Origin of the sequence: Streptomyces uncialis, from assembly GCF_001905345.1 — a bacterium.
Taxonomy (GTDB): Bacteria; Actinomycetota; Actinomycetes; order Streptomycetales; family Streptomycetaceae; genus Streptomyces; species Streptomyces uncialis.
This window is the reverse complement of sequence record NZ_LFBV01000002.1, coordinates 1,065,483-1,077,231: the sequence shown is the minus strand read 5'-3', so window position 1 is coordinate 1,077,231 and position 11,749 is coordinate 1,065,483. Positions and strand designations below refer to the sequence as shown.

Sequence of the window (11,749 nt, the reverse complement as noted above, 5' to 3'; positions counted from 1 at the left end):
CCGGTACGGGGTGACCCCGTACGTCACGCCCGGTACGTCACACCCCGGCCGTCTCGTTCCGCGGGGCGGCCGCGGCGGCGTTCGTGGCCTTCTCGCCCTTCATCGCGACGAGTGTGATCACCGCGCCCACGGCGGCGATGGCGGCGGCGCCGAGGAACGCGGCGCTGAATCCGTCGGTGAGGGCGGGCAGGTTGCCGAGCTCACCGGCACCGTGTGTGGTGGCGAGCGCGGTCAGCGCGGCGAGGCCGAGTGCCGAGCCCACGTTGTAGGTGGTGTTGACGATTCCCGAGGCCAGCCCCGCCTGCTCCTGGGGGGCACCGGCCATGGCGGCGATCATCGCGGGGATGTAGGCGAGCGCCATACCCAGCGCGGCGACCAGCGACGCGGGCAGCACGTCGATCAGGAACGTGCCGGTCGGTTCGACGGCCGACAGCCAGAGCAGTCCGGCCGCGAGGGCGAGCAGACCGCCGACGATCATCGGCTTCGCCCCGAACCGGCCCATGAGGCGTGCGGTGATCGTGGTCATGAAGATCATCAGCAGGATGGTCATGGGGAGGAGCGCGGCGCCGGAGGCGAAGGCGCCGTAGTCGAGGACCTGCTGGAGGTACAGGTTGAGGAAGTACCACATCGGAATCCAGGCGGCACCGAGCAGCGTCATCGCGAGGTTGGCCGAGCCGAGCCGCGGGACCCGCCACACGCTGAGCGGCATGAGCGGCTCACGGACGGACCGCTGGATCACGAAGAAGACGATCAGCAGAAGGGCCGCGCCGATCAGTTCCAGGACGGTGGCGGTGGCTCCCCAGCCCACCTCGGGCGCGCGGACCACGGCGAAGACGGCGAGCGCGAGACCGGCGGTGACGGCGACCGCGCCGAGAACGTCCACGGAGCCGCGCCGGGGCGCGACGGCGGGCAGCAGCTTGGTGACGGCGAGGGTCGCGAGGCCGATCGGGATGTAGATGATGAACACCCACTGCCAGCTCGCCCACTCGGTGAAGACCCCGCCGAGGAAGACGCCCGCGGTTCCGCCGGCGGGCGCCGCGGCGCCGTACAGCGCCATCGCCTTGCCCAGCTCCTTCGGATCGTGCGCGAAGAGCACCATCAGCAGGGTCATGGCGGCGGGCGCGATCAGCGCGCCGCCGACACCCTGGACGGCGCGGCCCGCGATCTCCACCCAGGCGGTCTGCGCGGCGGCGGCCAGGACCGAGCCGACGATCATGATCACCCAGCCGGTGGCGAAGACCTTACGGGCGCCGAGCAGGTCGGAGAGCCGGCCGCCGAGCAGCAGCAGCCCTCCGAAGACGATGACGTAGGCGTTGAAGACCCACTGCAACTCGCCCTGCGAGAAGCCGAGGTCCTTCTGCATCTCGGGGAGCGCGACACCGATGATCGAAGTGTCCATGATGACCATGAACTGAGCGGTGGCGAGCACGGCGAGTGCCCACCAGCGCCGGGGATTGATGGTTGACATTGGCCCTGACCCCTCTGTTCTTAATACCCCCTAGGGGTATCTGTGCGCTGCAATGTAACATACCTGAGGGGGGTATGCGGGGGTGGGGTGGGCATGCCAGGGGCACATGCCAGTGGCGAGGGAATGGCGGTGGTCGGCTGCTGGTGGTCCGTGGGCCGGTAGTCCGGTGATCCGGTTGGCCCGGTGCATCGGCGAAAAGGTGAAGCGGTCGGCCGGTGAACTGGTCGCCAGCTGACCGGCGCCTCGGGGTGGCCCGGCGCTGGTCGGCCTGGCTACGCGCCGCCTGGAGCGCGTAGGGAACGTGGGGCGCCTGGGGGACGTAGGGCGCCCGGGGGACGTAGGGCGCGTGGGGGACAGAGGGTGCTTACGTCACGTGAGCCGGCGGCACCAGGTCCGTCCGGGTCCCGGGCCACCAGGGGAACCAGGCCGCCAGCGGCACCACCAAGCCGCCAGGGGAACCCGAATCGCCCCCTGCGCACGGCAAGCGCCGCGCCGCGCGGCCCCGCCCCGTCAGTCGCCCTTGCGGAACACCTCGGACATCCGGTCGCCGGACGCGTGGTCCAGCGGTCCGGGGGCGCGCTCCGGTTCCGCCGCCTCGACGCCCGTCCGGACCGCGAGGTCATGGCCGTGGACGTCGACCGCCGCCTCGACGAGTTGCGCGAGCGCCTCCACCGCGTCCCGGGCCCGGACCCGGGAGACCACCGCGCAGCCGACGGCGATCGCGAGCGCCGGCCACCACCACAGGGCGACCACGAGATACCCGAAGGTCCAGGCGGCGAGGCGGGCGGCCGCGGCCACCGAGGCGCGGGCCGACTCGATCCGGCGCTGGGCGGGCTCGGCGAGCACCAGCCACAGCCGTGGCCACACCGCGGCGAGGTCCACGCCGTAGGCGCCGTACACCCGTTCCGCGGCGGCCTGGAGGCGGTCGCCGTACCAGGTGGGACGGCTCGGGGGCACCAGCCCGACGCGGTCGCGGAGCAGGGTGAGCCGGACGATGTCACGTTCCGTGGTGGCCGGGTCGCGGATGGCCTCGGTGCGCCGCCGGTCCGCCCGCCGGTAGCGGTCCGCCCGCCGCCGGGCCAGGGCGCGCGAGGGAGGGAAGCGCGCCTCACGCAGCCAGTAGCGCTCGATGCCCGAGCCGAGGGACTGAGCGGCCAGCGACAGGGCGGAGGACAGCAGCAGGACGAGCGCGACCACCACCGCGGCCGTCCCGGTGCGGTCCAGCGCGGGCCGTCCGGCGAGCCCGTCGAGCGCGGACCGCAACCGGCCGAGATCGTGCCAGTGCCCGTGACCGAGCGTGACCCCGGTCGCGAGGACGCCGAGGAACAGCGCGCCGGGCAGCACCAGCAGATTGATCCAGCGCTCGGTGAGCTTGCCGCTGAGCGTCGCGAGGAGCGGGTTCACCGCCGGATGTCCATGACGTCAGGGCTCCCGCCGGAGCCGTTCCTTGCGCATCCGTACCCCCGCGACCGCGCACATCGGCGCCGGCCAGAGATCCCTGGCCGGTTCGCGGCGCGGGCACCCCGGCTCGCCCGGGCACAGCGCCACCTTGATCTGCGGGCGGAGCCCGGGCAGCGCGGACCCGGACGGCCGGGGGTCCGTCGCGCCCCGGGAACCGCCGAGCAGCCCGCGGGCGTCGCCCGCCCTGCGCAGCGCCTCGTCGACCGCGTGCAATGCCTCGTCGATCCGCCGCGGATCACCGGACGCGGCGAGCAGCGCCCTGGCGCGCTCCGCGCTCTCGGCCACCCGCCGGTCGCCCCCGCTCCCGCCCGTCGTCTCCCCCAGGAGCAGGCACAACGCCGCGACGGAGTCCGCGCGTTGGCGCTCCCTGTCCGTTGCCGTCATGATCCCGATTGTGCCTCATGGCGGGACGGGAGGCGCAAGGATCACGGGTCACGGAAGGGCGGGGGCGGGGCGGATGGAGCGGAGGGAACGGGACCACCGGCTGCGGGTGGTCCACGAGCGGCTGCTGCGGCTCCAGGAGAGCGGCGACCCCGGGGGCCCCGACGGGCTGTTCGGCCCCGCGGCCGATGAGGAGACCGGGGCCCTGCTGCGGGCGAGCGACCTCACCACGGACCTGGAGGTCCGGTGGGCCGTGGGCTGGCTGTACTGGTTCCGGTGCGGGGCGCTCGGTGAGGGCCGGGGAACCAGGGAGGGCAGCAGCGCGGGAACGCTCCTGTTCCCGGTCTGGGCCGTCGATCCGCGGGCCGTGCCGGAGGAACTGGCGGCCGGGTTCGCCCGTATCCCGTCCGACCAGCGCCCCGACCCGGCGGCAGCGGACGGCCCCGCGGAGTGGCACGTCGTCTGCGAGTCCGCCGTGGCCGCCGCCGGCGACCTCTCCGCCAGGGAAGCGGCGGACGATCCCGCGTCCTCGTACCTGTCCGGCCTGAACGAACTCGCCGAACGGATACGGTCCACGTCCGGCATCGACCTGGCACAACTGCTGTGGACGGGGGTCGCCTCCGGAACCCTCGCCGTACTCGCGACCCGGCGGGACGACCCCGTGTACCCGGCCCGGCTGGGCGCGCTGGCATCCGCCCTCGGGACCCTGAGCCGGGTCGACGGCACGACGGAACCACTGGACGAGGCCGTCGCCGTCGGACGCCGCGCCGTGAAGGTGAGCCGGACCGACGACCCCCAGCGCGCGGTCCGGCTGAGCAACCACGGACTCACCCTGATCCAGCGCTACGAGGCGACGTCCGACCCCGAGGACCTGTACGAGGCCACCGGCATCGCCCGGGACGTCCTCGACGGCGCCGGGCCGGGGCACCCCGAGTACGGCAGGTACGCGAGCAGCCTGGCGCACGCGCTGTCCCTGTGCGCGGAGCGGGACGGCGGGACACCCGGACTCCACGACGAGGTGGTGGACCTGATGCGCCGGGCGGTCCCCGGCGACCCGAACGGGCGCGGCTCCGCCCTGCTGAACCTGGGCATCGCGCTCTTCCGCGGCTATCGGCGGACCGACCGGACGGCCGACCTGGAGGAAGCCGTCGCCGTACTGACCCGGGCCCGGACGGAACCCGGTACCACCCCTGAACTGCGGTCCCACGCGGACGAGGTGCTCGCGACGGTCCTGCGCGCCCGCCACGCCCGCACCGGCCACCCCGCCGACCCCGATGCCGCCGGACCCCGGACGGACCCGGGCCCGGGGGTACGCACGGACGCCGGCCCGGACGGCGACAGGGACAGGGACAGGGACAGGGACAGGGATATGGTCCAGGCGGCCGGGGCCGGGGACGGGTCCGAACCGGCGCCCCGTGCCGCCATGCGCCTGGTCAACTCCGCCCAGGAACTGCGTGCCCGTCACGAACGCGGCACCGGCGGCCCCGAAGCCCTCAAGGAAGCGGTCGCACGGCTGCGGAAGGCCGTCGCGCTGCTGCCGGACGACCACGTCCGGCGTCCCACCGCCCTGCACGAACTGGGCAGCGTCCTGAGCGTCGCCCACCAGACGGGCACCGGCCCGTACGGTCTCGACGAGGCGGTCGGCGCCCTGCGGGAGGCGGTGCGCCGCACACCCGACGGGCACGGCGAACTCGGCGCACGCCTCATGACCCTCGGCGGCGCCCTGGGGCTGCGCTACCGGGTGTCGAACGACTCGGGGGACCTGCGGGAATCCCTGGAGCACCGGCGCCGCGCGGCCGCGCTGCCCGGACTGCCCGTCGAACAGCGGGCCGCGATCCTGGTCTCCTCGGGTTCGGCGCTGCTCGACGCCGCCGAGCGGACCGGGGACCCGGCGCTCGCCGCCCAGGCCGTCCAGCAGATCCGGGCCGGTGCCGAACTGACCCCCGGCACCGACCCGAAGCTGCCCGCCCGGCGGACGAACCTGGCGCTCGCGCTGCTCACGGACTTCCAGCTGACGGGCTCCCGCGCGCGGGTGCGGGAGGCGCGCGAGCTCATGGACGCGGTCCTCGCGGCGCTCCCCGAAGGCAACCCCCGGCGCGCCAACGCCCTGATGACGGCGGCCACCGTCCGCCTCGCGGGGGAGCGGACGGGCTGGTGGTCCGCCGCGCGACGGGAAGCGGTCGGGCTGATGCGGCAGGCCGTACGCGTCACCCCGCAGGGGCACTCCCGGCGCGCGGCCCGGCTGGCGACCCTCGGTTCGGCGCTCCTGCTGCTGCACGAACGCACCCGCGCGGCCACCGACCTGGCGGAGGCGGTGGACGCCTTGCGGGCCGGAGTCCTCGACCCGAGCGGCGCCCCGTCCACCCGGCTGGACGCGGCCCGCAACTGGGGCCGGGCCTGTCTCGCGCTGGGCCGACCGGACCAGGCTCTGGAGGCCTTCACCATGGCGGTGGATCTCCTGCCCGCGGTGTCGCCCCGCCATCTGGTGCGCGACGACCAGGAGTTCGGGCTCGGACAAGCGGTCGGACTCGGCGCGGAGGCCGCCGCCTGCGCCGTCCGCCACGGCGACCCGTCGCTCGCCGTACGACTGCTGGAGCAGGCCCGCGGGATACTGCTCTCCCAGGCGTTCGACGCGGACAGCGACCTGACCGAACTGGCCGCCCGCGCACCCGAACTGGCCGCCCGCTTCGTGCGACTGCGGGAACACGTCGACGCGCTGACGGACGAGAGCCGGATGGACGGGAGCCGGATGGACGGGAGCCAGGCGGATGGCGAGCCCGCCCGCCCCGGGCCGGGAACCGAGCCCCATGGAGAGCCCTCCGGTCCCGGGCGAGGGGCCGAACCCCACGGCACCGCCGCCGAGCCCTACGTCATCGCCCCCGAACGACGCCCCACGACCGCCGAACCGCACGACCCGTCCGCTCGGCTCCGAAGCATCGCCGCCGAACCGCACGGCACGGCCGCCGAACGGCGAGGCCGGGCGGCCACCGAGTGGGACGAGCTGATCACCCGCATCCGCACCGAGCACCCCGGACTGCGCCTCTTCCGGCCGGTGCGCGAGTGGGACGAGGCCGAACTGCGCGCCACCGCCGCCGAGGGACCCGTCGTCCTGCTCTACGTCCCCCCGCCCCCCGAGCTCCCCGGCACGGACTCCCGCGCCCCGGCGGGCGGCGCGCTGATCGTCACCGCGGGCGGCGTCGACTCCCTGCCGCTGCCCGGACTCACCGCCCGGGACGCCGGAACGCTCACCGCGCGGTTCCAGGAAGCGCTGGGCCTGCTGGCCGCCCCCGACTGCCCGCGCACACGCGCGCTGGAGGCCCAGGCCGTGGTCCGGGACACCCTCGACTGGCTCTGGACCGCCGTCACCGGCCCGGTCCTCGGACATCTGGGACTGACCGCCGGACCGCCTCCGGGGCAGGAGCCGCCCAGGATCTGGTGGTCGCCGGGCGGCCCGCTCGGAGCCCTTCCGCTGCACGCGGCGGCGCCCGACGGCACCGGCTCCGGCGCGCTCGACCTGGTGGTCTCCTCGTACACGCCCACCGTGCGGGCCCTGCGCCACGCCCGCGCCCGGGAACAAGGCCGCCCGGCAGTGGCGGGGCGCCCGCTGATCGTGTCCGTGCCCGAGGCCGAGGGACTTCCCCCGCTACCCGGGGCACGCGGTGAGGCGCGACTGCTCGCCGGACTCCTCGCGGACGTGACGGTCCTGGACGGTGCCGCGGCCACCAAGGCGGCCGTCCAGCGGCATCTGACGGACCATCCGTACGCGCACTTCGCCTGCCACGCCGTGAGCGACCCGCTCCGGCCCTCGCTGACCCGGCTGGCGCTCCACGGACCCGCCGCCGCCTCCCCCACCGTGCGCGACCTGGCGCGGCTGCGGCTCCCGGACGCCCGGCTCGCCTATCTGTCGGCCTGCGACACCCTGCGCACCAGCCCCGAACTGGCCGACGAGTCGGTCCATGTCGTCAGCGCCTTCCAGATGGCGGGCTTCCCGCACGTCGTCGGCTCGCTGTGGAGCGTGGACGACACGGTCGCGGCGCGGACCGCCCACGCCGTGTACGAGCGGCTCACCGCTGCCGGGGGACCACCTGCCGTCAGCGGCACGGCCCGGGCCCTGCACCACGCGGTACGCGCGCTGCGCGCCGACTACCCGCTGACGCCGAGCCTGTGGGCGTGCCAGGTCCACGCGGGCCCCTGAGCGCCCGGCCGTCACCGGGACCGGTTTGGCCGGTCGCCGGCCCCGCTCAGCCCGCTCCACCGTCCCCGCGCTCCGCCGCGCGCAGGGCCTCGATGGCGGAGCCGGTGCGGTACAGCTCGATGAGCAGGGGTCGCAAGGCCCTTCCCGCCGGGGTGAGGCGGTAGCGGGTGCGGACCGGGAATCCGCGGAGCCGGTCGTGCGTCAGCAGATCCCGTTCCCCGAGCACCCGCAGCCGTTCGGCCAGCACCTTGGTGCTGATCCGGGGCAGCCGGTCACGCAGTTCGCCGAAGGAGTGCGGGCCGTGCATCAGTTCGCGCAGGATCAGTGTCGTCCAGCGGCCCGCGACGGCGGTGAGCGCGGTCTCGACCGGGCAGTCCTCGTCCGGTGCCGCGGTGCGGCCCCGCGCGTCCGGCACCAGTTCGCCGTCCCAGTCCGGCGACCGGCCGGACGGCTCCGCCGGGGACGGCCGTGCGTGGGTTTCCGTTTGGTTGGCCACGCGGCCGTCGGTTTGAGTGTCGGCATGAGCAGCGAGTCGAACATCGAACGCGACCATGTCCCCACTGTCCCCCTGACCACTCTCCCGGAGCAACATCCCGCGGTTTTCGCCGAGTCCTTCAACACGGGCAGCCCGGACGCGCTGGCGAGGGTGTACGAAGCCGACGCGGTCTTCGTCCCCCGCCCCGGTGTGCGGACCACCGGGGCGGCCCTGGAAGCGGCGAACGCCGACTTCCTCGCCCTCGGGCTCCCGATCTCCGTACGGACCCGGCACACCTACACGGTGGACGACATCGCCCTGCTGATCGTCGACTGGGTCATCGACGGGCCGGGGCCCGACGGCAAGCGTCTGCGGATGGAGGGGACGGCGACGGACGTGGCACGCCGGGGCCCGGACGGGCTGTGGCGCTACCTCATCGACAATCCGTTCGGCACGGCCCGACCGCCCGTGGAAGCGGGGGGCGCCGGATAGCCCGGTCGCCGGAGCCGGAGTTGCGTCCCGCGTGCGCCCGCCCGGTCGCACGGCTCCTGCTCTTCCAGGACTTCATGAGCCACGACCTCACGGCCCGCGAGAACATCGGCGTCGGCGACCTCGATCTGCTCGACGACCCGGAACGGGTACGGCGGGCGGCCGAACCGGCGGGCGCGCACGACATGGTGACGACCCTCCCACGCGGCTACGACACCCTGCTCAGCCGGTTGTTCTTCGACGAGGGGGAGGGCGACGAGGCCGAGGACCCCGACGCGGGCGTGGTGCTCTCCGGCGGGCAGTGGCAGCGACTGGCGCCGGCCCGCGCCCTGCTGCGGCAGGGCCGGGACCTGCTCGTCCTCGACGAACCCAGCGCGGGACCGGACGCCCGCGCCGAGCACGAGATCCACACGAGGCTGCGCGCGCACCGGGCCGGGGCCACCAGCCTCCTGGTGTCCCACCGGCTCAGCGCCGTACGGGAGGCCGATGTGATCGTGGTGCTCGACGGGGGCCGGATCACCGAACAGGGCACCCACGGCGAACTGATGACGGCCGACGGCGCCTACCAGCGGCTGTTCACCCTGCAAGCGGAGGGATATCTGCCACGGCCCGCACGCAGCTGAGCCCGGTGGCCGTCGGCGGGCGCTCCGGCGTCCACCGCCGTGCGGTGCGCTAGCCCGTTGGAGTGGGGCTCAAGACGAACCCTCGACACCCCTCCTCACCGAAGGTGATCATTTGCTCACGCGATGAGGCCGGTGCCCGTCGGGGCGCCCTCGGTTGAAGGAATGGTGCGATGAAGACGCGTCAAGCGGTATGCGCGATGGTGGCGGTGCTGGCGTTCGCCGGTGCGGGCAGCGCGCAGGCGGTGACCTCGTTCGGCCCCACCGCCGCGACCACGGCGGCCCAGGCCGCCGCACCGGGAGCCGCCGCCCGGCCGACCAGCGACAACATCATCCGGCCGCGCGCGACGATCTGTAAGAACCAGGCGTGGACATCGGGCAACGGACGGGCGGTGCTGCGCCTCCAGCAGGACGGCAACTTCGTCCTCTACAAGGACGGCCGTGCCGCGTGGCAGGCCCCCAACACCTGGAGCCGCGGCAACTGCGCGGTCTTCCAGGAGGACGGCAACTTCGTCGTCTACGACAGCGAGGGCAAGGCGGTGTGGGCGGCCGGCACCTGGAACAAGGGCGCCTACCTCGCCGTCCAGGACGACGGCAACGTCGTCGTCTACGACCGGAACAACCGTCCCGTCTGGGCCACCAACACCGGCGACTGACACCCGCCCCTACCGCGGGCCCCTGCCACTGACCGCTCACCGCTGACCGGTGGATGCGGGAACGCGGTCCGGTGGGCCGGGTTCACGAAGGTGGGAGACACCCCCGAGCGTTTCCGCTCGGGGGTGTCCCGTGTGTGGGGGCGGCGTGTGGGGGCGGCCCGCTCCGCCGTACGGGCCCGCCGCCGGGACCGCTACCTCACCAGCGCGCGGCCTTGGCGTGGAAGGTCAGACCCGGCCATGCCTCGACCGGCTCCGCCGAGCGCACGATCCTGCCCGGGCACAGCCCGCGTTCGGCCAGTCCCTCGACGATCCCCGGGATCGCCGCGAGCGTGTTCTGGAGTCCGTCGTGGAGCAGGACGATGCCGCCCGCCCGTACCGTCAGCGCGTTCGACACGACGGTCTCGGTGGGGATGCCGCTCCAGTCGACCGTGTCGGCCGTCCAGATCACCTCCGTCATACCGAGCCTGGCCGCGTCCTGCCGGGTCCGGGCGTCGGTGCTCCCGAACGGCGGCCGGAAGAGCGTCGGCGCACGGCCCGTCTGCGCCCGGACGACCCGGCTGGTGTCGCGCAGTTCCGCGTACGCGGTGGCCGCGTCGAGCGAGACGAGGTCCGGGTGGGTGTACGAGTGGTTGCCGATGTGGTGGCCCGCGGCGGCGATCCGCCGGGTCCCCTCCGGCGACGCGGCGGCCAGCGCGCCGGTCACGAACCAGGTGGCTCTGACCCGTCCGGCATCACGCAGCGCCTTCAGATAGGCGGTCGTGGAGGCCGTCGGACCGTCGTCGAACGTGAGGGCCACATAGCCCGCGGAGCAGTCGCTTCCCGAGCCGGTCCGCGCGGTCCCAGGACCGTGCCCCGGGTCGGCCTGCGCGGCCCCCGGCACCGCCGCGAACGACATCAAGGTCGCCAGGGCGGCGCCGAACCATATCCGCGACCTGCCTTGCTTCTTCATTCCGGGTCTTCCTTCCGATCGTTGGACCGTCGTGGACGGGGAGACCCGGAGCGGCCCGGAGCGCCGACTCGCACAGCCCCGCCGCCCGCGGGTGGAGTGTCGGACCCGATGTGCCGTTCCGTGCCGCCCTTGTGCCACGCGAGGCCGGGTGCTCCCGCACGGATGTGCGGGCTTCGGCCGGACACCATTGAACGCGAGCCGAACATGCCGCGGAGCCGAAATCCCGGATTCCGCCGGACCGATCCCCGGCTTCAACGGGCCTCCACGGCCGGATAGTTGCGTACCGCCGCCCACCCGGACGACCGGTCACTCTCCGGCGGCGCACGCCCTCGCGTGATACCTAGGGCGACGGCTGAGTACCCGCACGGATGACACCCGGGTCGCGCGGCGCGAAGGTGGAGGCCGCGGAAGGGGCGCACCGCCCCGCCATCCTGGAACCGCGGTCGATCTTCTGGAGGCAAGTCATGGGACGGTTAGGGACCGGCACCGCAGCCCTCGTGCTGGCAGGGGCCGTACTGATCGGGACGGCCGGCGCGGCGGGCGCCGCGACCGGGCAGGCGGACAGGTCCGCCGCGGCGGCGGCGTGCGCCACCGCGTGGGGGAGCGGCGTCAAGTCGGACGCCGACTACGTCAGCGAGCCGCTGAAGAACATCCGCACCGGTCAGCACACGTGCTACGACCGCATGGTCTTCGACATCACCGGCGCCACCGGCACGGCCGGATTCCGTGTGGGCTACGTCGACGCCTTCCACCAGGACGGCACCGGTGACCTCATCCCGGTCAGCGGCGGCGCCATCCTCCAGATCTTCGTGAACGCGCCGAGCTACGACCCCTTCACCGGCGCGGTCGTCTATCCCGGGGTGCCCGGGCAGACCCTGCCGGGGGTGAACATCAACGGCTACCGGACCTTCAAGGACACCAAGTACGGTGCCAGCTACGAAGGGCGGACCCAGGTGGGCCTGGGGCTGCGCGCCAAGCTGCCGTTCCGGGTCCTGAAGTCCGGGGACCAGGTGATCGTGGACGTCGCCCACACCTGGTAGGCCGCCCGCGTCCGG

General features: G+C 74.1%; 10 protein-coding genes. 5 read left to right on the top strand and 5 right to left on the bottom strand.

The window, feature by feature from the left end; genetic code table 11:
• Positions 1-37 precede the first annotated feature (37 nt).
• The 3 genes from AB852_RS12895 to AB852_RS12885 all read right to left on the bottom strand — a co-directional run bounded on the left by AB852_RS12895 (position 38) and on the right by AB852_RS12885 (position 3,313).
• The gene (locus AB852_RS12895; RefSeq protein WP_073787165.1) at positions 38-1,468 is read right to left on the bottom strand and encodes an MFS transporter; all 1,431 of its coding nucleotides are present in this window, start codon (positions 1,466-1,468) and stop codon (positions 38-40) included.
• A 510-nt stretch (positions 1,469-1,978) separates the two neighbouring features.
• Positions 1,979-2,872 (bottom strand): hypothetical protein, encoded by an 894-nt coding sequence (locus AB852_RS12890; RefSeq protein ID WP_073787163.1) that lies wholly within the window; start codon positions 2,870-2,872, stop codon positions 1,979-1,981.
• 18 nt (positions 2,873-2,890) lie between these two features.
• Complete coding sequence (locus AB852_RS12885) at positions 2,891-3,313, bottom strand: hypothetical protein (RefSeq protein ID WP_073787161.1); 423 nt, start codon at positions 3,311-3,313, stop codon at positions 2,891-2,893.
• Between the two features lie 73 nt (positions 3,314-3,386).
• Here AB852_RS12885 and AB852_RS40690 point away from each other — a divergent pair, with 73 nt between their 5' ends.
• Positions 3,387-7,505: a CHAT domain-containing protein gene (locus AB852_RS40690; RefSeq protein WP_073787159.1), complete on the top strand. Its 4,119-nt coding sequence runs from the start codon at positions 3,387-3,389 to the stop codon at positions 7,503-7,505.
• A 46-nt stretch (positions 7,506-7,551) separates the two neighbouring features.
• Here AB852_RS40690 and AB852_RS12875 read toward each other — a convergent pair whose 3' ends face one another.
• Complete coding sequence (locus AB852_RS12875) at positions 7,552-8,001, bottom strand: winged helix-turn-helix transcriptional regulator (RefSeq protein WP_245876736.1); 450 nt, start codon at positions 7,999-8,001, stop codon at positions 7,552-7,554.
• Positions 8,002-8,025: 24 nt separating this feature from the next.
• On the opposite strand from AB852_RS12875, the gene AB852_RS12870 reads away from it, so the two are divergent.
• The 3 genes from AB852_RS12870 (at position 8,026) to AB852_RS12860 (ending at position 9,745) form a co-directional block, all read left to right on the top strand.
• On the top strand, positions 8,026-8,472 hold the full coding sequence (locus AB852_RS12870; protein WP_073787157.1) for a YybH family protein: 447 nt from the start codon (positions 8,026-8,028) through the stop codon (positions 8,470-8,472).
• Between the two features lie 74 nt (positions 8,473-8,546).
• Positions 8,547-9,092, top strand: coding sequence for an ABC transporter ATP-binding protein (locus tag AB852_RS12865; protein ID WP_178391000.1), 546 nt, complete (start codon positions 8,547-8,549; stop codon positions 9,090-9,092).
• A gap of 170 nt (positions 9,093-9,262) precedes the next feature.
• The gene (locus AB852_RS12860) at positions 9,263-9,745 is read left to right on the top strand and encodes a hypothetical protein (RefSeq protein ID WP_073787155.1); all 483 of its coding nucleotides are present in this window, start codon (positions 9,263-9,265) and stop codon (positions 9,743-9,745) included.
• A gap of 196 nt (positions 9,746-9,941) precedes the next feature.
• Here the strand turns inward: AB852_RS12860 and AB852_RS12855 are convergent, their stop codons facing one another.
• Positions 9,942-10,694 (bottom strand): polysaccharide deacetylase family protein, encoded by a 753-nt coding sequence (locus tag AB852_RS12855; RefSeq protein ID WP_073787153.1) that lies wholly within the window; start codon positions 10,692-10,694, stop codon positions 9,942-9,944.
• Positions 10,695-11,158: 464 nt separating this feature from the next.
• On the opposite strand from AB852_RS12855, the gene AB852_RS12850 reads away from it, so the two are divergent.
• A complete protein-coding gene (locus AB852_RS12850; protein ID WP_073787826.1) occupies positions 11,159-11,734 on the top strand; it encodes an AMIN-like domain-containing (lipo)protein in 576 nt (191 codons plus the stop codon).
• The last annotated feature ends 15 nt before the right edge of the window (positions 11,735-11,749 follow it).

Coding starts and splice junctions, on each gene's coding strand:
- AB852_RS12895 (WP_073787165.1), bottom strand. CDS start 1,468: ATGTCAACCATCAATCCCCGGCGCTGGTGGGCACTCGCCGTGCTCGCC.
- AB852_RS12885 (WP_073787161.1), bottom strand. CDS start 3,313: ATGACGGCAACGGACAGGGAGCGCCAACGCGCGGACTCCGTCGCGGCG.
- AB852_RS40690 (WP_073787159.1), top strand. CDS start 3,387: ATGGAGCGGAGGGAACGGGACCACCGGCTGCGGGTGGTCCACGAGCGG.
- AB852_RS12870 (WP_073787157.1), top strand. CDS start 8,026: ATGAGCAGCGAGTCGAACATCGAACGCGACCATGTCCCCACTGTCCCC.
- AB852_RS12865 (WP_178391000.1), top strand. CDS start 8,547: ATGAGCCACGACCTCACGGCCCGCGAGAACATCGGCGTCGGCGACCTC.
- AB852_RS12860 (WP_073787155.1), top strand. CDS start 9,263: ATGAAGACGCGTCAAGCGGTATGCGCGATGGTGGCGGTGCTGGCGTTC.
- AB852_RS12855 (WP_073787153.1), bottom strand. CDS start 10,694: ATGAAGAAGCAAGGCAGGTCGCGGATATGGTTCGGCGCCGCCCTGGCG.
- AB852_RS12850 (WP_073787826.1), top strand. CDS start 11,159: ATGGGACGGTTAGGGACCGGCACCGCAGCCCTCGTGCTGGCAGGGGCC.